Source organism: Burkholderia sp. AU19243, assembly GCF_018148075.1.
GTDB lineage: Bacteria > Pseudomonadota > Gammaproteobacteria > Burkholderiales > Burkholderiaceae > Burkholderia > Burkholderia latens_A.
In genome coordinates this window covers 190,626-214,436 of record NZ_JAGSTV010000009.1, presented here as the reverse complement: position 1 = coordinate 214,436, position 23,811 = coordinate 190,626, and the positions used below count along the sequence as shown (strand labels likewise).

The 23,811-nt window shown below is 67.3% G+C and carries 23 protein-coding genes; 15 read left to right on the top strand and 8 right to left on the bottom strand.

Translation table 11 applies throughout. The features are described from left to right. Positions 1-364 precede the first annotated feature (364 nt). Entirely contained in the window at positions 365-1,699 is a 1,335-nt protein-coding gene (locus KDW55_RS18785) for an NAD(P)/FAD-dependent oxidoreductase (RefSeq protein WP_040139359.1), read from the bottom strand. Between the two features lie 288 nt (positions 1,700-1,987). Next, positions 1,988-4,741 (bottom strand): DNA polymerase I, encoded by a 2,754-nt coding sequence (polA, locus tag KDW55_RS18780; protein ID WP_069242735.1) that lies wholly within the window; start codon positions 4,739-4,741, stop codon positions 1,988-1,990. A 1-nt stretch (position 4,742) separates the two neighbouring features. On the opposite strand from polA, the gene KDW55_RS18775 reads away from it, so the two are divergent. Both KDW55_RS18775 and KDW55_RS18770 read left to right on the top strand, forming a co-directional pair. Continuing rightward, on the top strand, positions 4,743-5,504 hold the full coding sequence (locus KDW55_RS18775; RefSeq protein ID WP_040139357.1) for a TIGR00730 family Rossman fold protein: 762 nt from the start codon (positions 4,743-4,745) through the stop codon (positions 5,502-5,504). 391 nt (positions 5,505-5,895) lie between these two features. After that, positions 5,896-6,165, top strand: a complete 270-nt coding sequence (locus tag KDW55_RS18770) for a hypothetical protein (protein WP_059545348.1) — start codon at positions 5,896-5,898, stop codon at positions 6,163-6,165. A gap of 122 nt (positions 6,166-6,287) precedes the next feature. Here the strand turns inward: KDW55_RS18770 and KDW55_RS18765 are convergent, their stop codons facing one another. Continuing rightward, a complete protein-coding gene (locus KDW55_RS18765) occupies positions 6,288-7,814 on the bottom strand; it encodes an AMP nucleosidase (protein ID WP_040141004.1) in 1,527 nt (508 codons plus the stop codon). Between the two features lie 140 nt (positions 7,815-7,954). Between KDW55_RS18765 and KDW55_RS18760 the strand changes: the two genes are divergently transcribed. The 5 genes from KDW55_RS18760 to KDW55_RS18740 all read left to right on the top strand — a co-directional run bounded on the left by KDW55_RS18760 (position 7,955) and on the right by KDW55_RS18740 (position 11,481). Then, positions 7,955-8,362, top strand: coding sequence for a hypothetical protein (locus KDW55_RS18760; protein ID WP_040139356.1), 408 nt, complete (start codon positions 7,955-7,957; stop codon positions 8,360-8,362). A 107-nt stretch (positions 8,363-8,469) separates the two neighbouring features. Next, a complete protein-coding gene (locus KDW55_RS18755; RefSeq protein ID WP_040139355.1) occupies positions 8,470-9,468 on the top strand; it encodes a homoserine kinase in 999 nt (332 codons plus the stop codon). Then, positions 9,459-10,268 carry a BPSS1780 family membrane protein gene (locus KDW55_RS18750; protein ID WP_040139354.1) on the top strand — a complete coding sequence of 270 codons (810 nt, stop codon included), beginning with the start codon at positions 9,459-9,461 and terminating at the stop codon, positions 10,266-10,268. The genes KDW55_RS18755 and KDW55_RS18750 overlap by 10 nt, the downstream gene beginning before the upstream one ends. Positions 10,269-10,450: 182 nt before the next feature. Then, complete coding sequence (locus KDW55_RS18745; RefSeq protein WP_212161594.1) at positions 10,451-10,903, top strand: MarR family transcriptional regulator; 453 nt, start codon at positions 10,451-10,453, stop codon at positions 10,901-10,903. A 158-nt stretch (positions 10,904-11,061) separates the two neighbouring features. After that, positions 11,062-11,481, top strand: coding sequence for an organic hydroperoxide resistance protein (locus KDW55_RS18740; protein ID WP_069242733.1), 420 nt, complete (start codon positions 11,062-11,064; stop codon positions 11,479-11,481). Between the two features lie 108 nt (positions 11,482-11,589). Here the strand turns inward: KDW55_RS18740 and KDW55_RS18735 are convergent, their stop codons facing one another. Both KDW55_RS18735 and KDW55_RS18730 read right to left on the bottom strand, forming a co-directional pair. Further along, the gene (locus KDW55_RS18735; protein WP_069228557.1) at positions 11,590-11,766 is read right to left on the bottom strand and encodes a DUF3563 family protein; all 177 of its coding nucleotides are present in this window, start codon (positions 11,764-11,766) and stop codon (positions 11,590-11,592) included. A gap of 80 nt (positions 11,767-11,846) precedes the next feature. Then, entirely contained in the window at positions 11,847-12,956 is a 1,110-nt protein-coding gene (locus KDW55_RS18730; protein ID WP_209822285.1) for a PHB depolymerase family esterase, read from the bottom strand. A 246-nt stretch (positions 12,957-13,202) separates the two neighbouring features. Here KDW55_RS18730 and KDW55_RS18725 point away from each other — a divergent pair, with 246 nt between their 5' ends. The 4 genes from KDW55_RS18725 to KDW55_RS18710 all read left to right on the top strand — a co-directional run bounded on the left by KDW55_RS18725 (position 13,203) and on the right by KDW55_RS18710 (position 16,335). Next, a complete protein-coding gene (locus KDW55_RS18725; protein ID WP_059545296.1) occupies positions 13,203-13,901 on the top strand; it encodes a phosphatase PAP2 family protein in 699 nt (232 codons plus the stop codon). A 134-nt stretch (positions 13,902-14,035) separates the two neighbouring features. Beyond that, the gene (modA, locus tag KDW55_RS18720; RefSeq protein ID WP_059545294.1) at positions 14,036-14,833 is read left to right on the top strand and encodes a molybdate ABC transporter substrate-binding protein; all 798 of its coding nucleotides are present in this window, start codon (positions 14,036-14,038) and stop codon (positions 14,831-14,833) included. A 10-nt stretch (positions 14,834-14,843) separates the two neighbouring features. Next, positions 14,844-15,521: a molybdate ABC transporter permease subunit gene (gene modB, locus KDW55_RS18715; RefSeq protein WP_040141002.1), complete on the top strand. Its 678-nt coding sequence runs from the start codon at positions 14,844-14,846 to the stop codon at positions 15,519-15,521. 112 nt (positions 15,522-15,633) lie between these two features. Continuing rightward, positions 15,634-16,335: an ATP-binding cassette domain-containing protein gene (locus KDW55_RS18710; protein WP_212161593.1), complete on the top strand. Its 702-nt coding sequence runs from the start codon at positions 15,634-15,636 to the stop codon at positions 16,333-16,335. A 233-nt stretch (positions 16,336-16,568) separates the two neighbouring features. On the opposite strand, the gene KDW55_RS18705 is transcribed toward KDW55_RS18710, so the two are convergent. The 3 genes from KDW55_RS18705 to KDW55_RS18695 form a co-directional block, all read right to left on the bottom strand. Continuing rightward, complete coding sequence (locus KDW55_RS18705; protein WP_212161592.1) at positions 16,569-17,408, bottom strand: TOBE domain-containing protein; 840 nt, start codon at positions 17,406-17,408, stop codon at positions 16,569-16,571. A gap of 46 nt (positions 17,409-17,454) precedes the next feature. Beyond that, positions 17,455-19,071, bottom strand: coding sequence for a CHAD domain-containing protein (locus tag KDW55_RS18700; RefSeq protein WP_212161591.1), 1,617 nt, complete (start codon positions 19,069-19,071; stop codon positions 17,455-17,457). Positions 19,072-19,209: 138 nt separating this feature from the next. Further along, positions 19,210-19,593, bottom strand: a complete 384-nt coding sequence (locus KDW55_RS18695) for a tautomerase family protein (protein WP_212161590.1) — start codon at positions 19,591-19,593, stop codon at positions 19,210-19,212. A 110-nt stretch (positions 19,594-19,703) separates the two neighbouring features. On the opposite strand from KDW55_RS18695, the gene KDW55_RS18690 reads away from it, so the two are divergent. The 4 genes from KDW55_RS18690 to KDW55_RS18675 all read left to right on the top strand — a co-directional run bounded on the left by KDW55_RS18690 (position 19,704) and on the right by KDW55_RS18675 (position 23,794). After that, positions 19,704-20,561 carry a LysR substrate-binding domain-containing protein gene (locus KDW55_RS18690; RefSeq protein WP_212198012.1) on the top strand — a complete coding sequence of 286 codons (858 nt, stop codon included), beginning with the start codon at positions 19,704-19,706 and terminating at the stop codon, positions 20,559-20,561. 42 nt (positions 20,562-20,603) lie between these two features. Further along, on the top strand, positions 20,604-21,527 hold the full coding sequence (locus KDW55_RS18685; RefSeq protein WP_040139343.1) for a DMT family transporter: 924 nt from the start codon (positions 20,604-20,606) through the stop codon (positions 21,525-21,527). Between the two features lie 67 nt (positions 21,528-21,594). Then, positions 21,595-22,374 carry a HAMP domain-containing sensor histidine kinase gene (locus KDW55_RS18680; protein ID WP_212161877.1) on the top strand — a complete coding sequence of 260 codons (780 nt, stop codon included), beginning with the start codon at positions 21,595-21,597 and terminating at the stop codon, positions 22,372-22,374. A gap of 76 nt (positions 22,375-22,450) precedes the next feature. Next, positions 22,451-23,794: a hemolysin family protein gene (locus tag KDW55_RS18675; RefSeq protein WP_040139341.1), complete on the top strand. Its 1,344-nt coding sequence runs from the start codon at positions 22,451-22,453 to the stop codon at positions 23,792-23,794. The last annotated feature ends 17 nt before the right edge of the window (positions 23,795-23,811 follow it).

Here is a 23,811-nt window from a genome sequence, read left to right as displayed (position 1 = left end):
CCGGCCTGACGGGGCATCGCGCCGGCCAACGGCGCGGATGTCGCGGCGGTCGGCACTCCGCCGCCACGCGAAAACCCGGACAAGATGCCCAATAATCCGTTGTCGCGTCAACTGTCGGATGTGTAAGACTCGATTACGAAGGTGTGATCGCGTCGCGTTCCGTGTCGTCAGGCGCTGCATCGCGCGTACTCGCGGCAGAACGAAAGCACCGTTCTCGAACGAATGCGTGTGCATCAAACGAAGAGCCGCGCGCAACGAACGCCGCCGTGTCGGCATGCAGAGGGATCGCGCGCCCGAAATGACTACGGGCAGAGAGCGCTCGGTGTGCGCCCTCTGCCCGCCCGGCGCAATCGGCCGCCTGGTGTCAATGCAGCTTCACACGCGGCAACGTCGTGCGTCTCAGCCAGTGCGCGACCGTATCGAGCATCATCCGTGGATAGCCGTGCAGCGCGGCGATGTGCAGCCGATACAGCGACATGTACATGAACCGAGCGAACAGCCCTTCGATCAGCATGTTGCCGCCGATGAGCCCGCCCATCAGGTTGCCGACCGCGCTGAAGTGGCCCAGCGACACGAGCGAACCGAAATCGCGATACGTGAACTCCGGCAGCGGACGGCCGTCGAGCCGGCAGCCGATCGCCTTCAGCAGGAAACTCGCCTGCTGATGTGCGGCCTGCGCGCGCGGCGGCACGTTGCGTTCGTTACCCGGCCATGCGCAGGCTGCGCAGTCGCCGAGTGCGAACACGTTGTCGTCGGTGAAAGTTTGCAGCGTGCGCCGCACGTCGAGCTGACCGAGCTTGTTGACCTGCAGGCCGTCGAGGTGAGACAGCACGGCCGGCGCCTTGATGCCGGCGGCCCACACCGTGAGATCCGCGCGGACTGCCTTGCCGCTCGCGGTGTGTACGACACCGGGCCCGACCTCGGTCACGCGCTCCGACAACATCAGCCGCACGCCGAGTTTTTCGAGCAGGTCGGCCGTTGCAGTCGACACGCGCTCCTGCAACGCCGGAAGAATGCGCGGGCCGGATTCGATCAGCACGATCCCGACGTCATGCCGCGGATCGAGCTTGTGCAGCCCGTACACGGACAGCACTTGCGCGGTGTTGCGCAGCTCCGCGGACAATTCGACGCCGGTCGCACCGCCGCCGACGATCACGACCTGGATGCGCGGTTCGGCTGCCGCACCGGGCGCCGGCTCCACCGGCGCCTGATGCTCGGCGCGCATGCACGCAGCGATCAGACGCTTGCGGAAGCGCTCGGCCTCGCCAACCGTATCGAGCGCGATCGCGTTTTCCGCCGCGCCCTGCACGCCGAAGAAATGCGTCGTGCTGCCGATCGCGATCACCAGCGTGTCGTATTCCAGGCTGCGCGCGGGCAACAGTTCCGCGCCGTCGCTGTCGTTGACCGGCGACAGCGTGATGCGCTTCGCCGCGCGGTCGAGCGTGGTGAGTTCGCCCTGCTGAAACTCGAAGCCGTGCCAGCGTGCCTGCGCCGCGTATTCGAGTTCCTGCGTGAACGGGTCCATGCTGCCGGCCGCGACTTCGTGCAGCAGCGGCTTCCAGATGTGGGTCGGATTGCGGTCGACGAGTGTGACCAGCGCACGCGCGGGACGATTGTCGCGCGCACCGTAACGGTCGCCGAGCCGCGTCGCCAGTTCCAGGCCGCCCGCGCCTCCGCCTACGATGATGATCCGATGCATCTGATTCCCCCTTTGCGATTCGAAACTGCTGCCGCCGGACGATGCAGACGCGATGCGTTCGCGCCGCCCGCTGGATTAACCGGTTCGGACATCATCGATGTGCAGTTCGAAACGCTTCGATGCGACCGACTCGGGAACGCAGCGCGCAGCGCCCCCGCGACAACGACCCGACTGACTTGCATTGTCCGGGAGCTTGCACGTTGACGACAAGCAAACCATCTCGATATTCGGCATCCCTGCAACAATATGCCGCGGGGAAACGGGAATCGGGAAACCGCGCAGCGCGCGTCAGTGCGCCTCTTCCCAATTCGCGCCGGCACCCACCTCGGCAACCAGCGGCACCTTCAGCTTGGCGACGCCGCACATCATTTCCGGCAGCTTCTCGCGCACGAGCGACAGTTCGTCGTCGGGCACCTCGAGCACCAATTCGTCGTGCACCTGCATGATCATCCGCGACGCGAGCCGGTCGCGCGTGAGCCAGTCGTCCACCGCGATCATCGACAGCTTGATCAGGTCGGCCGCGGTGCCCTGCATCGGTGCGTTGATCGCCGCGCGCTCGGCGGCCTGACGGCGCGGCCCGTTGCCGCCGTTGATCTCCGGCAGCCACAGGCGGCGGCCGAAAACGGTTTCGACGTAGCCCTTGTCTTTCGCGGCGGTGCGCGTGTCTTCCATGTATTGCGCGACGCCGGGGTAGCGCGCGAAATAGCGGTCGATATAGAGTTTCGCCGCATCGCGCGTAATGCCGAGGTTCGACGCGAGGCCAAAAGCGCTCATCCCGTAGATCAGCCCGAAGTTGATCACCTTCGCGATCCGGCGCTGGTCGGCGTTCACTTCCAGCGGCGTCACGCCGAACACTTCGGCGGCCGTCGCGCGGTGGATGTCCTCGCCCTGCGCGAACGCGCGCAGCAGCGACGCGTCACCGGAGATGTGCGCCATGATCCGCAGTTCGATCTGCGAATAGTCGGCCGACACGATCCGGTGGCCCGGCGATGCGATGAATGCTTCGCGGATTCGCCGCCCTTCGGCCGTGCGCACCGGAATGTTCTGAAGATTGGGGTCGTTCGATGCAAGCCGGCCCGTGACCGCGACGGCCTGCGCGTAATTCGTGTGCACGCGGCCCGTTGCCGGATTGACCATGCGCGGCAGCTTGTCGGTGTACGTCGATTTCAGCTTCGACAGCCCGCGATGCTCGAGCAGCAGCTTCGGCAGCGGGTAATCCTCGGCGAGCTTCTGCAGCACTTCCTCGTCGGTGGACGGCGCGCCGCTCGGCGTCTTCTTCACGACCGGCAACTGCAGCTTCTCGAAGAAGATTTGCCCGATCTGCTTCGGCGAGCCGAGATTGAACTCGCCGCCGGCCAGTTCGTACGCCTGGCTCTCGAGCTCGATGAGCCGCGTCGCGATCTCGTTGCTTTGCGCGTGCAGCAGCGCGTCGTCGATCAGCACGCCAGTGCGCTCCATCTTGCGCAGCACGAGCGCCACCGGCATCTCGATCTCGCGGTACACGCGCTCGAGGCCCGGTTCGCGCGCGACCTGCGGATACATCGCGTGATGCAGCTGCAGCGTGATGTCCGCGTCTTCGGCCGCATAGGCAGCGGCCTGATCGAGCGCGACCTCGTCGAAGCCGATCTGCTTCGCGCCCTTGCCGGCCACGTCTTCGTACTTGATCGTCTTCACGCCGAGATGACGCAGCGCGAGGCTGTCCATGTCGTGCGTGCGGTGCGATTCGAGCACATACGATTCGAGCAGCGTGTCGTGTTCGATGCCGTTCAGCGCGATGTCGTAGTTTGCGAGCACCTGCGCGTCGTACTTCAGATGCTGGCCGACCTTCTTGCGATCGGCCGATTCGAGCCACGGCTTCAGGCGCGCGAGCACGTCGTCGAACGGCAGCTGCTCGGGTGCGTCAGGGCCGCGATGCGCGACCGGCAGATACGCAGCCTTGCCGGGCTCGACCGCGAACGACAGGCCGACGAGCCGTGCGGTCATCGGATCGAGCGACGTGGTTTCGGTGTCGAACGCGGTCAGTGCGGCCGCATCGATCTTCGCGTACCACGCGTCGAACTGCTCCCAGGTCTGGATCGTGTCGTATTCGCGCACGATGTCCGTCGCCACCACCGGCGCGGGATCGCCTTCCGGCGCATCGGCGCCGCCGCCCTCGGCAGGTGCGTTGTCGACTTCGCGCAGCCACGTCTTGAAGCCGTAGCGCGCGAAGATGTCGCGCAGCAGGTCGCGTGCTTCGCCGTCCGTCTTCAGCGACGCTTCGATCGATTCGAGGTGCGGCGCGAGATCGCACGCCGTGTCGACGGTCACGAGCTTGCGGCCGAGCGGCAGGAAATCGAGCGCGCGCCGCAGGTTGTCGCCGACCACCCCCTTGATCTCGTCCGCGTGCTCGATCACGCCATCGAGGCTCTCGTACTGCGACAGCCACTTCACGGCCGTCTTCGGCCCGCACTTCTCGACGCCCGGCACGTTGTCGACGGTGTCGCCGATCAACGCGAGATAGTCGATGATCCGCTCCGGCGGCACGCCGAACTTCGCGATCACGCCGTCGCGATCGAGCGTCTCGTTCGTCATCGTGTTCACGAGCGTGACATGATCGGTGACGAGTTGCGCAAGATCCTTGTCGCCGGTGGACACGATCACGTTCATCCCGTGCCGCTCGGCTTCGCGCGCGAGCGTACCGATCACGTCGTCGGCCTCGACGCCGTCGACCATCAGCAGCGGCCAGCCGAGCGCGCGCACCGCGCCATGGATCGGCTCGACCTGCAGCGCGAGATCGGGCGGCATCGACGGACGGTTTGCCTTATAGTCGGCATAAAGGTCGTCGCGGAACGTCTTGCCCTTTGCATCGAACACGCAAGCGCTATACTCTGCACTGACTTCCTTGCGCATACGGCGCAGCATGTTGATGATTCCGTAGAGCGCTCCGGTCGGCTCCCCGCCAGGGCCACGCAAATCAGGCATCGCATGGTAAGCCCGATACAGATAGCTCGAACCGTCAACCAATAGCAGGGTCTTACCTTCCAGATTTCGTTCTTCAGGCATTATGAACAAGAGAAAAGTGATTCCGAGTCTGCGTTCGCTCGCAGATCAAGAACGCGCGACGGCCAAGAAGGCGCGCGCATCGTGGCAGATGTTCACGATTATGGCAGAGTTTATCGAGGCGACCGAGTACCTGTCGGAGATCCGCCCGGCCGTCAGCATCTACGGTTCTGCCCGTCTGAAGCCTGACACGCCGCACTACAAGCTCGCGGTCCAAATCGCCCGCAAGCTGTCCGACGCCGGCTTTGCGGTGATCTCCGGCGGCGGCCCCGGCATCATGGAAGCGGCGAACAAGGGCGCACACGCCGGCAAGGCGCCGTCGGTCGGCCTGAACATCGAGTTGCCGCATGAGCAGGCCGGCAACCACTATCAGGACATCTCGCTGCGCTTCCGCCACTTCTTCACGCGCAAGGTCACGTTCGTGAAGAACTCCGACGCAGTGATCGTGATGCCGGGCGGCTTCGGCACGCTCGACGAATTGTCCGAAGTGCTTACGCTGATCCAGACGAAGAAGTCCCGCCTCGTGCCGATTATCCTCGTCGGCAGCGAGTTCTGGAAGGGGCTGCTGCAATGGTTCCGCGACCAGCTGATTCCGAACGGCCTCATCAATCCGGAAGACATGGACCTGATGCAGGTGATCGACGATCCCGACCAAGTGCTCGACGCGGTGCTCGCGTTCTACGAGGACAGCGGCGAGGAAGAAGGCTCCGACGGTGGCGACGGTCATCCGCCTCCGCCCGAAGAAGACCGCATGTTCTATCTGTAATTCGAGCGACGTCGATGGCCGGCCTCACGGCCGGCCTCTCGCTTCCCGCGCGGCAGGCCCGGCGATTGCGCCGCCTGCCGCGCATCATTTGTAACACCGCATTAATCGCACTGCGCCCCCCGCGCATCGCCGAATGTCAAATCGCGCGGCCCGCATTGCAGGACGCGATTGCCACGCTCCGCGCCCGCGACGCGTCAATGTCAAATCGTGCTGGCTGCGGTTCATCGCCCCCGCTTGCGTCGCGACAATCCGCAGTAACAAACTCGCATCGCTTTTTTCGTGTCGCCGTCGCACACTTGATCTCGTCGACATGACGCCCCGCGATGGAACGATCCCCATCGCGCCAATCGCGCCGCGCCGGCCTTTTGACCACGACATCACAGAAAACAACATGAAACGCTCGCTGATCGCCATCGCCTTCGCCGGCTTCGGTCTTTCGCTGTCCGGCTTCGCTCACGCCGTCAACGTCGACGTCAACATCGGCACGCCCGCACCGGTCGTCGTCGCGCCCGCGCCCGTGGTGGTGGTCGGCTGGCACGGCGACCGCTACTGGGACGGCCATCGCTACTGGGAGCGCCGCGAGTGGGAAGACCACGAGCGCCACCATGGCCGCGACCGTTATCACTGCCCGCCGGGACACGCAAAGAAGGGCGAGTGCTGAACCGGTGAACGCCGGGCCGATCGGCCCGCGCGCTGAAGCGGAAACAACAAGGCCGCACGCGAACGGAAGTTCGCGTGCGGCCTTTGTCGTTGCAGGCTCGACCGTGCAGTCGGGCGGTCGCGTTACTGAAACGCCACTTCCGCGAAGCTGCGCAGCTTGCGACTATGGAGCTTGTCGAGCCCGTTCGTGCGCAGGATCTCCATCGCCTTCACGCCGATTTGCAGGTGTTGATCGACCTGCCCGCGGTAGAACGTGTCGGCCATGCCCGGCAGCTTCAGTTCGCCGTGCAGCGGCTTGTCCGATACGCACAGCAGCGTGCCGTACGGCACGCGGAAGCGGAACCCGTTCGCGGCGATCGTCGCACTTTCCATGTCGAGCGCGATCGCGCGGCTCTGCGACAGCCGCTGCACGGGCTCGCGATGATCGCGCAGTTCCCAGTTGCGGTTGTCGACGCTCGCGACCGTGCCCGTGCGCATCACGCGCTTCAGTTCTGCACCTTCGAGCCGCGTGACCTCCGCCACGCCGCGTTCCAGTGCGAGCTGCACTTCCGCGAGCGCCGGGATCGGCACCCACAGCGGCAAGTCGGCGTCGAGCACGTGATCCTCGCGCACGTAACCGTGCGCGAGCACGTAATCGCCAAGGCGCTGCGTGTTGCGCAGTCCAGCGCAGTGGCCGAGCATCACCCACGCGTGCGGACGCAGCACCGCGATGTGATCGGTGATCGTCTTCGCATTCGACGGGCCGACGCCGATATTGACCATCGTGATCCCGCTGCCGTCCGCGCGCTTCAGGTGATAAGCGGGCATCTGCGGCAGCCGCGGCGGTGCGGCGCCCTCGGCCGGCTCGCTGCCCAGATTAGCGTTGTACGTGATCACGTCGCCCGGTTCGACGAACGAGCTGTACTGGCTGCGGTACTCGCGCACTTCGGGATCGGTGCTCTCCGTCATCAGCGTGCGGCCAAGCTTCACGAATTCGTCGATGTAGAACTGGTAATTCGTGTAGAGCACGTAATTCTGGAAGTGCGTGGGCGACGTCGCCGTGTAGTGGCGCAGCCGGTGCAGCGAGAAATCGACGCGCGCGGCCGTGAACAGCGCGAGCGGATGCGGTTCGCCCGGCGCCGGCTCGAACGTGCCGTTGACGATGCGATCGTCGAGGTACGACAGGTCCGGCGTGTCGAAGATGTCGCGCATCGCGAGCAGGCGGTCGCGGTCGAGTTCGCCTTCGAGATGGATGCCCTCCGGAAACGCGAAATGAACCGGGATCGGCTGCGACGACACGCCGATTTCGATCTTCACATGATGGTTTTTCGACAGCAGGCGCAGTTGCTCGCGATAGTAGTTCGCGAACAAGTCCGGGCGCGTGACGGTCGTCTCGAACACACCGGGGCCGGCGACGAAACCGTACGACCGGCGCGAATCGACGTGCGTATTGACGTCGGTACGGATCCGCACGAACGGATAGCACGCGCGCACGTGCTCGGTGAACGGTTCGTGGCGGCGGTAGCGCGCGAATGCATCGCGCAGGAAGCCGGTGTTCGTGTCGTAGATGGCCGACAGCCGCGCGACGGCGGCAACCGGATCGTCGAAAGCTTCGACGGGAGGACTCTCGGGCGTCAGCACCCGGTGCCGGCGGCTCAAATCGTTCTTCATTTTCATCACCTCGTCTGATCGAACGACATTACCACGGAACCCGGTCACGCTCATGGCCGCGCGCTTGCATGCCGGGTGCACGCGAGGGCCGGCCTGCGCGCAGTATTTGCTAAAATCGATGGGTTCACTGGAGACTCATCATGAAGCCGCTCATTCTCGTCGCCGCTGCCGCCGCGTTTGCAGGCACGCTTGCCGCTGCCGGCGCCGCTTACGCCGCCGGCGGCACGCCCGACGCCGACGCACAGGCCCGGGCCGACGCCAACGAAGCCGCCGGCCTGCCCGATCTCCGCAAGATCAACCGGCCGGGCGCCGAAGTCACGTCGAAGGTCGACTTCGCCGACATTCGACGCACGCCAAGCTTCCACGAGAAGAGCAAGAACGGCACCGAGGTCACCGAGTATCGCGATCGCGGCAAGCCGGTCGAGATCGACGTGAAGTCCAATTTCGGCACCCGCTATCAAATGAGCTCGACGCTCGACACGTCGCCGAAGCCGCACGACGCGGGCATCCCGATCACGCGCCTGCCGTCGGTGAACCTGCGCTACTGATTTCCTGCCGCGCCGCGTCGGTCCCGATGCGGCGCCAGGTTCCCCCTTCACTTCCTGTCGCGCCGTACGCCGCCGCGCGTGCCGACAACTGACCAGACGCATCTCGCATGGCCGTTTTCACCGCTGTTTCCGACTCCGATCTCGCGCAATGGATGCGCCACTACGAACTGGGCGACGTGCTGGCGTTCCGCGGCATTCCGTCCGGCATCGAAAACAGCAATTTCTTCCTGACGACGACGCGCGGCGAGTACGTGCTGACGATCTTCGAGAAGCTGACGGCCGAGCAACTGCCGTTCTACCTCGACCTGATGCGCCATCTGGCGAGCCACGGTGTGCCGGTGCCCGATCCGGTCCCGCGCGATGACGGCGCGCTGTTCGGCGAGCTGCACGGCAAGCCGGCGGCAATCGTCACGAAGCTCGACGGCGCAGCCGAACTCGCGCCGGGGGTCGAACACTGCATCGAGGTCGGGCAGATGCTCGCGCGTCTGCACCTGGCCGGGCGCGACTATGCGCGCCAGCAGCCGAACCTGCGCAGCCTGCCGTGGTGGCAGGAGAACGTGCCGGCGATCGTCCCGTTCATTTCCGACGCGCAACGCGCGTTGCTCGAGGGCGAACTCGCGCACCAGACGGCGTTCTTCGCGTCCGGCGACTACGCGGCCCTGCCTGGCGGCCCGTGCCATTGCGACCTGTTCCGCGACAACGTGCTGTTCGCGCATGCGGCGCCGGATACCGGCCATGCGGTCCGGCTCGGCGGCTTCTTCGACTTCTACTTCGCGGGCTGCGACAAGTGGCTGTTCGACGTCGCGGTGACCGTCAACGACTGGTGCGTCGATCTCGCGACGGGCGTGCTCGACGCCGCGCGCGCGGACGCGCTGGTGCGCGCGTACCAGACTGTCCGGCCGTTCACGGCCGAAGAGCGCCGCCACTGGAGCGACATGCTGCGTGCGGGCGCGTACCGGTTCTGGGTGTCGCGCCTGTACGACTTCTACCTGCCGCGCGCGGCAGAAATGCTCAAGCCGCACGACCCCGGCCATTTCGAACGGATCCTGCGTGAGCGTATCGCGCACACGCCCGTGCTTCCCGAGACCCATACCGCATGCAACTGATCGAAGTGCCCGCGAAAGCGGGCTATGTCTGGTTCCGTCAAGGCATCTGGCTGTTCCGCCGGAACCCGCTCGCGTTCATCACGCTGTTCTTCACGTACCTGCTGGCGATCACGCTGGTGTCGATGGTGCCGGTGATCGGCGCGGCGCTGCCGCTGCTGTTCATTCCCGGCATCGCGGTCGGGTTCATGGCCGCGTGCCGCGACACGGTGGCCGGCAAGCCGGTGATGCCCACGATCCTGATCGACGGATTCCGCTCGTACGGCACCGCGACGACGCAGCGGCTGCTGGTGCTCGGCGTCGTCTATGTCGCGCTGATGGTGCTGGTGTTCGCCGCGTCGTCGATCATCGACGGCGGCGGGCTGCTCCACATGATGCTCGGCGCGACGGGCGACGCGAACGCGACGCCCGAAACACTCGCCACGCAAGGCACGCTCGGCGCGCTGCTGTTCGCGACGGTGCTCTACGCGCCGGTCGCGATGCTGTTCTGGTTCGCGCCGGTACTGACCGCGTGGCACGACATTCCGCCTGCCAAGGCGCTGTTCTTCAGCGTCGTCAGCTGCTGGCGCAATCGCGGCGCATTCGTCGTGTACGGGCTGCTGTGGTTCGGCGTCGCGCTCGCCACGTCGTTCGGGCTGTCGCTGCTGCTGCAGGCGCTCGGCGCCGGCGCATACGTGCTGACGATCATGATGCCGGTGACGATCATCATCGTCACGATGATGTACTGCTCGTTCTACGCGACCTATCGGGGCTGCTTCGGCGTGCAGGAGCCGGGCGCCGCGACGCCCACGTCGGGCCGCTGACGCTCGCACGGCCGCTGGCGCGCACGCGCTGCCGGCCGGCCCCTTCCCCTGTTTGACCGGCTCGCTCGCGCTCCTGAAGACGGCACCCGCCGGGGCCGCCGCACCCCTGTTCAACGAGATCTTTTGCGCGCAAAATAATTTGTGTGCAAATCGTTAGCGCGTGTGCCGCGCCGCCCCGGATCATGGACCGCCTGCCCCCGTTACCCCAGACGCTCGACGAACAACTGTGCTTCGCGCTCTACGCGACTTCGCATGCGATGACGAAGGCGTACAAGCCGTTGCTCGACAAGCTGTCGCTGACTTATCCCCAATATCTGGCGATGCTCGTGCTGTGGGAGCGCGACGACATCGCGGTGAAGGACATCGCCGCCCGCCTCGACCTCGACCCGGCCACCGTCACGCCGCTGTTGAAACGGCTCGAGGCGCTCGGCTATGTCGAACGCGTGCGCAGCGCGACGGACGAGCGGGTGGTGAACGCGCGCGTGACCGCTGACGGCCACGCGCTCAAGGACAAGGCCCGCTCGGTGCCGGCCGAGCTTTTTTGCGCGATGCAGCAGACCCCCGAGTTCCTCGTCCGGCTGCGCGCGGATTTGCAGCAGCTGCGGAGTGCGTTGTCGGCGTCGAACGAAGCCTGACGACACACGCGTTCGCGGTCGCGCCCGGCTCCGCCGGGCTCTTTCTTCAAAATTTCATTTGCACACAAATTATTTGTGTTCTATATTTTATCCGTGGCCCGCGACATTCCGTATGTCCGGACCGCTTTCCTCCCACTCTTCCCGACAGGAGCTGCACGATGAACATTCTGTACAAGACCAGCGCCACGAGCACGGGCGGCCGCGACGGCCGCGCGGTATCTGCCGACAACAGGCTCGAAGTGAAGCTGGCCGCGCCTCGCGAACTCGGCGGCACGGGCGCGGAAGGCACGAACCCGGAGCAGCTGTTTGCCGCAGGTTACTCGGCCTGCTTCCTCAGCGCGATGAAATTCGTCGCCGGCCAGAACAAGCAGACGCTGCCGGCGGACACGCGGGTCACCGCGGAAGTCGGTATCGGCCCGAACGACGCAGGCGGCTTCGGCCTCGACATCGAACTGCGCGTGTCGCTGCCGGGGCTGGACAAGGCAGACGCCCAGGCGCTGGTCGACAAGGCGCACCACGTATGTCCGTATTCGAACGCTACCCGCAACAACGTGCCGGTGCGCCTGACGGTCGTCTGACGCAACGCGCGGCGCCGAATGCAGAAAGGGCGTGTGCGGCTGCTTGCCGCACACGCCCTTTCGCGTGAACTGCCGGGCCGGCTGACGCGCCGGCCGGCGCTGCGCTGCTTAACGCGAGCCGAACGAGAACGGACGGTTCATCGCCGCTTCGCGATCGATCTTGCGCATGCGAAATTCGAGATCGTAGATGTCGGTCGCTTCGGCCAGATACGCGTCGGCACGCTCTTTCGCGGCCTTTTCAGCGTTCTTGGTCAGCATCAGGAAGAGGTGGCTCAGCAGGTACATGTTCGATCTCGCTTTCCGAAGGTTCTGGACTAGGGTTTTCCCGAATTATAGGGAAAACCCTAGTCGATGGCTAGCGTCGATCACACAGTGCGTCGTTCAGTCGCCACAGTGCGACGATTGTGTTCGAAAAAGGACCAGATCATCGCACTTGCATCCGGCCCGACCGCCGCGTGAAACGGCACCGCGTCGTCGCCGCCGGCCCACGCGTGTTCGAGCCCCTTCACGCGGCAGAGCCGCACGACCGTCTCGCCGTCGCGGCGCACATCGGTAAGCTGCACGCCCGCACCGCGCGTCTCGACGCGCTCCCCGCCGCGCAGCGCGCCGCGGCTGTCCGCGAGCCCGTTCAGGCGCATGAACTGCACCGTGAGCTGATCGGCGTTTTTCGGCGCGACGACGCGGTCGCTGTCACCCTGGACGATCAGCGCCGGCATGCCCGGATACGCGGTGGCGTCGACGAGGGCGTCGACGATCGCGGCCGGGTTCTGCCGCAGCCCGCGCCGCATCACGTCCATCGCCGTGATGCCGGAATTCGCTTCGCCGAGCGCAGGGCCCGAGTGCAGCGCGACGGCCGCGAAGCGATCCGGATGGTGCAGCGCGAGCAGCGCCGCGAGGCCCGCGCCGGCGGACAGTCCGGCGACGTAGACGCGGGATGCGTCGAATCCGTGCTCGTCGACGAGCGTATCGACAAGCGACGCGACCGCATCCGCTTCGCCGCGTCCCGCGCGGTCGGTGTCTTCATACCAGTGCCAGCAACCGTGCGCGTGCGCGCGCCGCGACTGCTCCGGGTACAGCACCGCGAAGCCGTGCTGGTCGGCCAGCAGGTTCATCCGCGTGCCGTGCGCGAATTCGTCGGCCGACTGCTGACAGCCATGCAGCATCACGACCAGCGGACGCGGGCCGCGCGCGCGACCGGGCGGGATATAGAGCGCGTACGCAAGATTCTGGACCAGCCGGCCGAGCGCATTCGCCATCGGATGCTCGGCACGCGTCCACTCGCCGGCGGCCCATGCGGCAGCGCGCGGCCGCACGCGCGATTCGCGCGGCGGGGACGGTTCGGTTGCAGCAGGCGACGCTGCGGCCTCGAGCGCGTCGCGCGCGATTCGCTGCGCATCGCGCGCCGCGCGTTTGGCGACCGGAGACAGCATGCGCTTCATGCCGCCCAGCCATACCTTGGTCAGACTTTTGGTCATCGATCGGGCTCGCAGTCAGGAAAAATAGGGGTGCGACTCACGGTGCATCGTTCATCTTTGTGCAATGCACCATAACACTGTTTCTGGGATTTTTCCTGCATACGGATAGTTCCGCGTCCCGTAAAAACGGGCCTCGATCGGGCGCGGCGCTATACTGCGGTTTAACCGCTTGTATCCGTTGTAGTCGTTCTTCGCGGCTCGCGCGTTGATTTAAGCATCCGTCCCGCCTCTGCCCGTTCCCTCCCGATGTTCGACCTGTCCTCTCATCTGTGGATCACGATCACCGCGTTCGGTGGCGCCGGCCTGACGTTGCCGCTCGCGATCACCATCGCCGTGTGGCTCGCGCTCGGCTACTCGTGGCAACGCGCTGCCGCATGGCTCGGCGTGCTCGCGGCCGCGATCGCGGTCGTCGCGCTCACGAAGATCGCATTCCTCGGCTGGGGCATCGGCATCCGCGCGTGGGACTTCACCGGATTCAGCGGCCACGCAATGCTGTCGACGTCGGTCTACCCGGTGGCGATCTTCCTCGCACTCATCCGCACGCGCACGCCGGTGCGGATCGCCGGCATCGCGCTCGGCCTCGCGGCCGGCGTCGCGGTCGGTGTGTCGCGCGTCGCGCTCGACGCGCATTCGCCGTCCGAATCGATCACCGGCTGCATCGTCGGCGCGATCGCCGCGCTCGCGTTCATCGCCGGCTCGTGGCACGCGGTGCCCCACCGCTGGTCGGTGCCGGCGGTCGTCGTGAGTCTCGCGCTCGTCACCGTCGCGCTGCATGGCATCACGGTGCCGTCGCACCGCTGGGTCACGCGGGTCGCGCTGGAACTGTCGGGGCACGAGCGGCCATTCGTGCGCGCCCGATGGAAAGCCAATCCGAACTACCGGCCGGCCTCGCAGCCGTCGTCGCTGCACCGCACCGGCTCGCCGGCGCCGCTGCTGCACGCGTGACGAGCGTCACGCCCGTCATTCCGGCCGCCGGTCACGTCTGAAGGTTCCATGCTCAGCGCCGCATGAGCGGTATGTCGAGCGTTATAACCCGCGCTATATTACGATTACGGTTTTCGACCATTCCAACGACGACCATGCGCTCGACCGCACGCCCGCTTCGCCGCACCCTGCTCCGTTTGATGCCGCTCGCCGCACTCGCCGCCGGATTCGCGTTCAGCGCTCCGGCTTGCGCCGCCGACGAACTGGTCGTGTCGGCGGCCGCCAGTCTGACCAACGCGTTCAAGGCGGTCGGCGATGCTTATCAGAAGCAGCACCCGGATACCAAGGTGCTGTTCAACTTCGGCGCGTCGGACGTGTTGATGCAGCAGATCGCCAAGGGCGCGCCGGCCGACGTGTTCGCGTCGGCCGACCAAAAGGCGATGGATCGCGCGGTCGCCGATAAGGTCGTCGTGCCCGGCACGCGCCGCGATTTCGCCGCAAACTCGCTCGTGCTGATCGTTCCGGCGGACGGCCATGCGGCCGCACCGGCGTCGCTCAACGAGCTGACGTCACCCGGCGTGAAGCGCGTCGCGTATGGCGACCCGGCGTCGGTGCCGGTCGGCCGCTACACGGAAGGTGCGCTGCGCGCGGCAGGCGTGTGGGACGCGGTCAGCGCGAAGGGCGTGCTGGCCGCCAACGTGCGCCAGAGCCTCGATTACGTCGCGCGCGGCGAAGTCGACGCGGGCTTCGTGTTCGGCACGGACGCCGCGATCATGCCGGGCCGCGTGAAGGTCGCGCTGACCGTGCCGACGCAGACGCCCATCACCTACCCGATCGCGGTCGTCAAGGACAGCCGCCATGCCGCACAGGCGCAGTCGTTCATCGATTTCGTCGCGTCGCCGCAGGGGCAAGCGGTGCTGTCGACGTTCGGCTTCAAGCCCGCGGGCAAGTGAGCACGTAATGATGCAGGACGCGTGGGTACCGCTGCTGCTGTCGCTGAAAGTTGCGGGCTGGGCGACCGCGCTCGACGTCGTGCTCGGGGTCGCGGCCGCGTTCGTGCTCGCGCGCTGGCGCTCGCCGATGCGCGACGTGGTGGATGCATTGCTGACGCTGCCGCTCGTGCTGCCGCCGACGGTGCTCGGCTATTACCTGCTCGTGCTGCTCGGCCGGCGCGGCGTATTCGGCGCATGGCTCGACCGGCTTGGCATCGAGCTCGTCTTCACGTGGCAAGGCGCGGTGATCGCGTCGATGGTCGTCGCGTTCCCGCTGATCCTGAAATCGGCGCGCACTGCGTTCGAGAGCGTCGATCCGCATCTGGAGCGCGCGGCCCGCACGCTCGGACTCGGCGAAGCCGCGGTGTTCTTCCGTGTGACGCTGCCGCTCGCCGCGCGCGGCATTCTGGCCGGCGCGCTGCTCGCGTTCGCGCGGGCGCTCGGCGAATTCGGCGCGACGCTGATGATCGCCGGCAATCTGCCCGGCCGCACGCAAACGCTATCGGTCGCGATCTACGCGGCGGTGCAGGCCGGCGACGACGCCACGGCCAACTTCCTGGTGCTCGTCACGTCGATCACGTGCGTGCTCGTGTTGCTCGCGACCGGCTGGCTCGTGCCGGCGCGCGCCGGACGGAGTCAGCCGACATGACGCGCGCAACGCATCGCGAGCCGCGTCATCGCGCCGCACCCGTCGCGGCAAAGTGCGCCCGCGCATCCCGCGCGGTTTTGCGCCCAGGCCGTGCCGCGCGACGGAGGCCCGCATGAGCGTCGCCGTCGATATCCGCAAGACCTACTCGAACGCCGAGCGCCGCTTCACGCTCGACGTGTCGTTCTCAGCGAACACGCAGCGCGTCGTGCTGTTCGGGCCGTCCGGCGCGGGCAAGAGCATGACGCTGCAGGCGATCGCCGGTTTGCTGTCGCCGGACGAAGGCACGATCACGCTGAACGGCGAGCCGCTGTTCGACGCCGCGCGCGGCATCGACGTGCCGAGCCGCGCGCGGCGCGTCGCGTATCTATTCCAGGACTATGCGCTATTTCCGCATCTGAACGTTCGGCAGAACATCGCGTTCGGGCTCACGTCCGGCCTGCGCAATCCACGCGCGAAGACGACGGCGCCCGAAGTCACTTACTGGCTGCAAGCGTTCGAACTCGACACGCTCGCCGGGCAATTCCCGTCACAGCTGTCGGGCGGACAGAAGCAGCGTGTCGCGCTTGCGCGTGCGCTGGTCGCGCAGCCGCGCATCCTGCTGCTCGACGAACCGTTCGCGGCGCTCGACGGCGCGCTGCGCCAGCGCATGCGTCACGAACTTGCTGAACTGCAGGCAAGACTCGATATCCCGATGGTGCTCATCTCGCACGACCCCGACGACGTTGCCGCGTTCGGCGATCAAGTCGTGCAGTTGAACGAAGGACGCGTGCAGGCCGTGGCGCCACACGCGGAGTGGCCAAGCCGCGTCATCTGAACGCGTGCGGGCCGGTGCCGTCGCGGCGGACGCGGCGGACGCCGGGTGCCTGACAGAAACCGCGTCGGCGGCATAAGCCGGAACGGGCCGAAAGCGGAAGCGAGGCCGGCGTCGCGTGCACGTTGGAGACACCGGTTTCGCCGTCGTGTGCGCGGATGTGCAACGGTGCTGGGCGTTCGACATTCGACCGCCTTCCGGCTCTCGGCATGCGCCCGCCGCGCCGCAACGCATGCTCAGCCCGTCACCGCAAGAATCACGCTCGATGCCTTGAACAACGCGATCGCACGCCGCCCGGCGTCGAGCTGCAACGCACGGACACTGTCGTTCGTAACCACGGCGGTGAGTGTGCCGCCGCCGTCCAGCGCAAGCGTCACCTCGCTGTTCACCGCACCTGCTGCAACGGTGTCGACGGTCCCGCGCAACTGGTTGCGTGCCGACACCTTCAACGTCGCTTCGCCGTCGTCGTCGACCGCCAGCACGACCCACGACGCCTTCACGAGCGCGCACGCGGCGGCGCCCGGCTGCAGGCCGAGCGCGTCGGCGCTCTCGTGCGTGAGAACCGCGACGATCGCCTGGCCGCCGGGCAGCACGAGCGTCACCTCGTCGTTCACCGTGCCGCGCACGATCGACTCGACCTTGCCGAACAACTGGTTGCGCGCGCTCGTCTTCATCCCGATCCGGCCGATCAGCGCCCAGTCGACGTCGAAACCGGACACGGCCGCGCTCGCGGCGTCGATGAAACGGCGATGCTCGCGCTCGATCGCGCGAAACGCGGCGATCAGCGACATCGCGCGCGGCGTCAGCGTCGTACCGCCGCCGCCCTTGCCGCCGGTCGACCGCATGACGAGCGGCTCGCCGGCCAGGTTGTTCATCGTATCGATCGCATCCCATGCAGCCTTGTAGCTGAGGCCGACGGCCTTCGCCGCGCGCGTGATCGAACCGGTCTGGCCGATCGCCGCGAGCAGTGCGATGCGTGTGGCGCCGCCGAGCGTCTGCTCGCCTGCGCGCAACCACAGTTCGCCGCCAAGTTCGAGCGGTGCGGCCGGGGAAGAAGGAGGCGACGCGTCGGTCATCGGTCAATCCGAAGAAAACGGGAGGCCATTATAGTGAGCGCGCCGCTCAACGCGGCTTGGCATCGAGCTTCGGCGGACGCAGGCTCGCCAGCAGCGCCTCGGCGTCGCGCGCCGCGCGCTGCTCGAGCGCGGCGCCGTAGCCGCGCACGAAGCCGACTTGATACGCGGGCGCCGCCAGTTGCTCGAGACGATGCAGCGCGACGATCGCGTCGTTCGCTTCGCCGAGCACGCTTTGCACGCGCGCGAGCGTCTTGACGGTTTCGGTGCGTGTGCGCCGCGACGCCAGCGACGCAAAGAATTCCAGCGCGTAGCGCAGCCGCTTCGCTTCGATCCGCACGCGGTGGCGTGCGGCCGTATCGAGCGACGTGAGCGACGGCGATGCATACAGATGACCGAACAGACGCCGCACGCGCTTGGTCGCATGACGCCGCAGCGGCGGCGCGTCGGCGTCGTCCGTGTCCGGCAGTGCAAGCATGCTCAGCCATTCGAGCCAGCCGAGCGTCAGCCGCGCATAGCGCGCCGAATGCAGCGCCTGGCGCAGTTCGACGCGCGCGGCCATCGCCTGCGCGCGCGCCGCGTCGAGCGTGCCGTTCCAGTCGGCACTGCCGCCATCGGCCGCGATCAGGCCGGGCAGGCTCTCGGTCGAGAACACGTCCCAGTCGCGCACCGTGCCGAGCAGCGACGCGAGCCAGCGCAGATCGGCGCCGAACGTGTCCTTCCATCGATCGTCCGCGAAGCGCGGAAAGAAACGCATCAGCGTGCGCAGCCGGCGCAGCGCGACGCGCATCTGGTGCACGAATTCGGGATCGTCGCGCTCGAGCACCCCTGCTTCATTGCCGAGCCATTGCGCGGCGATATCGGCGGACAGCGCGAACAGCGCGGCCCGCTGCGTGCGGATGCCAGTCAGATCGACGAGTTGCGCCTTCACGGGCCCGGCCACAGCAGGGTCGCCCGCGCACGCGCGGTCGATCACGCTGGCCAGCTGCACGAATGCGGGCCATGCGCCGCTCAGCTCGCGCGCGGCGGCGAACAGCGCGCGCAACGCGGCCGTGCGCGCGGCGACGGTGTCCCAGTCGGGCGCCGCAAGCCGCAATTCGACATGTCGGCGCGGCGCGTCGGCTCCGCCGTCCAGCGTGACGTCGTCGAGCGTCATCTCGACCACCACGCCGCTATCGTCCGCCCATCGCCCGCGCCGCCGCTCGCTGACGAGCCGCAGCGGCGCCGGCACAGTCGACGCGGCAACCGCGGCTTCATCGCCGCGTTCAGCGCGGCCGCTGGCCGCCTCGTCCTGCTCCGCTTCGGTGGATGTGCCGCGCGCCGGCGCGGCCACGACGATGCCCGCATGTTCGGCGTCGAACCGTTCGCGCGCCACGACGCCGGGCGCGAACGCCTTCGTGCGCGACGCGACCACCCGCCGCCCGTGCGCATTGGACTCGACCCACGTCCACCAGCTTTCGCCGGCGCTCCGCTCGGCTTCCTCGATCTGGCACGGCTCGATCGTTACGCGCGCGTGGCCGCGCCGCATCCGCACCTGCGGGCAGATCCGCCACGCGCGGACAAGCTCGGCGCCGAAGTCGCGCTGGTCGCCGCGGGCCCGGCTCCCCGCCTTCACCGGCCAACCTTCGAGCGACAGGCACAACACGATTTCCAGCACACGCGACATGGAGGCTCCCGCACATGAACAAGCGCCGGCGCATCGTACGCGCCGGCGTCGACAGTGAAGCAGCTTCCATAGTACACGGCGCTTACCGGCGCGTGACGCGATCCGGCCCCGCCGCGGCGTCGCAGATCAAACGACGTGTCAGAGGGCGTACTGCGCAATGCCGTTGCCGAACGACCAGTCTTCCTTCAGCACTTCGACCAGGCTGATGAATACGTCCTCCGGCCGCACGCCCGGCTGTGCGGCAAGGTTCTCCGCGATCGTCCGGTACAGCGCCTTCTTCTGCTCGAGCGTGCGCGTGTTGTTCGCGGTGATCTGGATCATCACGAGATCGTCGCTGCGCTCGATGTCGAGGTAATGGCGGCCGAAGAAGAAGTTCTCGGCCGTGTGCTCGGTCACGACCATGAAGATGTCGTCTTCGGGCACGTTGAACGTGTGCATCAGCGCGCGATACACGCCGTCGACGAGCGCCGCGCGGTAAGCGGCCGGTTTGCCTTCGCGTACTGCAATTCGGGTGAACGGCATGATCCTGCTCCTTTCGGTGACGTTGACATTCGAAAAACGCCACGTCAGGTTAGACACGGATAACTATAATGAACAGTCATCTATCGATATTTCATCCATTTACATCAGAAATGAAAGTCCTCGATCTCGATGCCGTCCGCGCGTTCGTGCTGGTCGCCGATCTCGCGAGTTTCACGCGCGCCGCCGACGCGCTCGGCACCACGCAGTCGGCCGTCAGCCTGAAGCTGAAGCGGCTCGAGGCACACCTCGGCAAGCCGCTGCTCGACCGCACGCCGCGCGTCGTCAAGCTGGCGGCCGACGGCGAGAACTTCCTGCCGGCCGCCCGCGCGCTGCTCGACGCGCACGATCGGGCGCTCGGCGCGATTTCGGCCGGCTCGCATCGGCTGTCGCTCGGCGTCAGCGAGCACGTCGCGGTGCCGGACCTGCCGGCGGTACTGACGAGCCTGCACCGGCAGGATCCGGGGCTGTCACTGGAAATGCACCTGGGGACGTCGGCAAACCTGCTCGCGCAATACGACGAGCGGCGGCTGGACGCAGCGGTCGTGCGGCACGAGCCCGGCGAGGATCCGCCGCGCGACGACGGCACGCTGCTGTTTACCGAACCGCTCGCGTGGCTTGCCGCGCCCGACTGGGCGCCGCGCGCGGGCGAACCGCTGCCGCTGGCGGTGCTGGCCGGGCCGTGCGGCGTGCGGGCCGCCGCGCTGCGCGCGCTCGAGCATGCGGGACTGCCGTGGCGCGAGCGGTTCACGGGCGGCGGCGTCGCGGCGGTCACGGCCGCCGCGGCCGCAGGGCTCGCCGTCTGCCCGCTCGCGCGGCGTGTCGCGCCGCGCACGCTGGTCGACGTCGGCGCGAGATTCGGGCTGCCGCCGCTGCCGCATTCGCAGGTCGTGCTGTATTCGCGCGTGCGCGACGCCCGTGCGGCGGCGGCACTTCGAAGGTTTTCCGACAGCCTTGCAATCTCGGCGTAAACTAGGCGGTTTCGCCGCCCGCCAATCCCCTGACGAATTCCGATGAAGCCCGATGCCCGCAAGCACCTCCGCGCCAACCTGCTGATGCTCGCCGCCGCCGCGATCTGGGGCTCGGCGTTCGTCGCGCAACGGTTGAGCCTCGACGTGATCGGGCCGTTCATGTTCACCGGATTGCGCTTCCTGCTCGGCGCACTGGTGCTGATTCCGCTGCTGACGTTGAACGCTGCCTCGCGCGCGCAGTTCGCGGCGATTCGCCGCGAGCCGGCGCTGCTCGCGCCGGGCCTCGCGCTCGGCGGGCTGCTCGCCGTGTCGATCTCGCTGCAGCAGTTCGGGCTGCAGTACACACGGGTCGCGAACGCGGGCTTCATCAGCTCGCTTTATGTCGTGATCGTGCCGCTGATGGGCGTGTTCGTGCGTCACCGCATCGGCGCCGGCACGTGGTTCGGTGCGCTGCTCGCGGCGATCGGCCTGTACTTCCTCAGCATCGACGAGCATTTCTCGGTGCTCTACGGCGACTGGTTCCAGCTCGCGGGCGCCGTGATCATCGCCGCGCACGTGATGGCGGTCGGCTATTTCGCGAAGCGGCACGATCCGCTCGTGCTCGCGTTCCTGCAGTTCGTCGCGTGCGGCGTGCTGTGCGTTGCGGCCGCCGTCGCGCTCGAGCCGGTCGGCGTTGCGATGCTGAAGCGCGCGCTGCCGACGCTGCTGTACGGCGGGCTGCTGTCGGTCGGCGTCGGCTATACGCTGCAGGTCGTCGCGCAGCGCGATGCGGCGCCCGCGCATGCGGCGGTGATCTTCAGCATGGAAGGCGTGTTCGCGGCAATCGCGGGGTGGGCCGCGCTCGGCGAGACGCTCACGCTGCGTGCGCTGATCGGCTGCGCGCTGATGCTGGCCGGCCTGCTGGCATGCCAGCTGCTGCCGAACGGCGATGCGCGGAAAAAGGACGAGGAAGCGCTGCCGGCGTGACACGCGCGATCCCTATAATGGCGGTTCGCATGTGTTTCATCCCAACCGCTTCCGACAGGCCAGCTCCGTGACGTCCTTTTCCGCCGATCCCGCCGCCGACCTGCTGCGCGAACGCGCAGCGCACTATGCCGCCGAGGCGGCGCTCTTTCTGCGCGACCAGGCGCTTTCCACCGCATCGCACGACCTGCGCAGCCCGCTGAACGCAATGCACAGCTGGGCGTATGTGCTCGAACGGCAGCTTGCCAACGCCGACCCGAACCTGCAGCGTGCGCTCGCGGGCATCCGGACCGGCATCGACCAGCAGGTCGCACTGATCGACGACGTGCTCGACGCGCCGCGCGCGGAAACGCGCAATCTCGCGATCGAGCCGCAGCCGTTCGCTTTGCGCCCGTTGCTCGACGACACGATCGCACTCGCGCGCGTCGCGCTGGCCGACGCGCGGCAGGTGCGCATCGACGCGACGCTGCCCGAGCACGAACCCGCGCTGACTGCCGATCGCGAACGCCTCGCACAGGCGCTGTGGACGATGCTGACGACGGCCGTCGAAGCGAGTGCCGCCGGCAGCCGCGTGACGTTCGCGTGCGCGCGCGACGGCGCGCAGTGCGTCGCGCACGTCGGCTGCGACGTCAGCGCCGCCGTTCTCGCCGATCCCGGCCTGCCGCACGCGTTCGAAACATTCGCGCGCCGCGAGATGCTCCGCACGCGCGACGCCAAACGCGTCGCGTGGATCGTCGCACTATGCCAGCGCGTCGCGCTCGCGCATGGCGGCACCTTCACGCACACGCCGTTCACCGACCGCGCCGCCGTCACCCTCACGCTCTCCGTCCCTTGCGAGGCGCCGGTGTAAGCAATCGGCCGTCCGATACATTACATTTGCCTTTCCGGCCCTATACTGACGGGCCTGTCTCAACTGGAGCGATTCTTTGTTACAGATCTTCGCGCTCATCGGCGCGTTGTTCCTGGTGGCCCTGAACGGGTTTTTCGTCGCAGCCGAATTCGGCCTCGTCAAACTGCGCGCGACGCGCGTCAAGACACTTGCCCGCAAGCACGGCCTGCGCGGGCGCATCCTCGCGGTCGTGCACGGCCGGCTCGACGCGTATTTGTCCGCGTGCCAGCTCGGCATCACGCTCGCGTCGCTTGGCCTCGGCTGGGTTGGCGAGCCCGCGTTCGCGGAACTGATCGGCCCGCTGCTCGACCTGATCGGCGTGCAGTCCGAGCGCATCGTGCACTTGATCTCGCTCGTGTTCGCGTTCTCGCTGATCTCGTTCCTGCACATCGTGGTCGGCGAGCTCGCGCCGAAATCGATGGCGATCCGCCAGTCGGAAAAGGTCGGCCTGTGGGTCGCGCTGCCGCTCTACGCGTTTTACTGGGCGATGTACCCGGCGATCTGGGTGCTCAACACCAGCGCGAACGCGGTGCTGAGGCTCGCGGGGCTGTCAGCCGACCACGGCGGCGATGCGCACTACTCGACCGACGAACTGAAGCTGATCCTGCGCAGCCGCCGCAGCGCGGCCGGCAATCCGGCGCAGCCCGCCCGCGGTGCGTACACCAACGACGAGTGGAACACGCTCGCGCATTCGCTCGACTTCTCGTCGATGACGGTGTCCGACCTGATGCGGCCCGCGCATGAAATGATCGGCCTGCGCCGCGACCTGCCGCTGCCGGACAACATGGAAATCGTCGCGCGGCATCGCTTCAGCCGCTATCCGCTGTTCGAGAATGCGTCGCGCGAACAGGTGAGCGGGCTGATCCACCTGAAGGATCTGCTGCTCGCGCGGCACGCGGGCGCGGCGCTGGAGGACCTGTCCGACTACGTGAGGCCGGTGCAGTACGTGAAGCCCGACACGCCCGCGCTGGAGCTGTTCCGCCGCTTCCGCAAGGGCGCACCGCACTTCGCGCTGGTCGGCAACAAGGGCGAGAAGCCGATCGGCTTCCTGACGCTCGACAACCTGCTCGGCGCGCTGGTGGGCCAGATCCACGACGAGTTCCGACAGGGCGACGCCGACTGGAGCCGCCTCGACGACGGCACGCTGATGGGCAAGGGCAGCCTGCCCGTCGTATCGCTCGAGCAGGCGCTCGGCATCGACATCGACGAAGGGCGCGCGGAGTCGGTCGGCGGCCTCGTGATCCAGGCGCTGAGCGATCTGCCCACCGAAGGCCAGCGCGTGTCGTTCGACCGCTTCGACGTGGTCGTGAAGAAGATGAACGGGCCGCGCATCGTGCTCGTGCGCGTGTATCCGAAAACCGCGAAGGAGGCCGACGAATGACGGCCACCGTTCAGCGC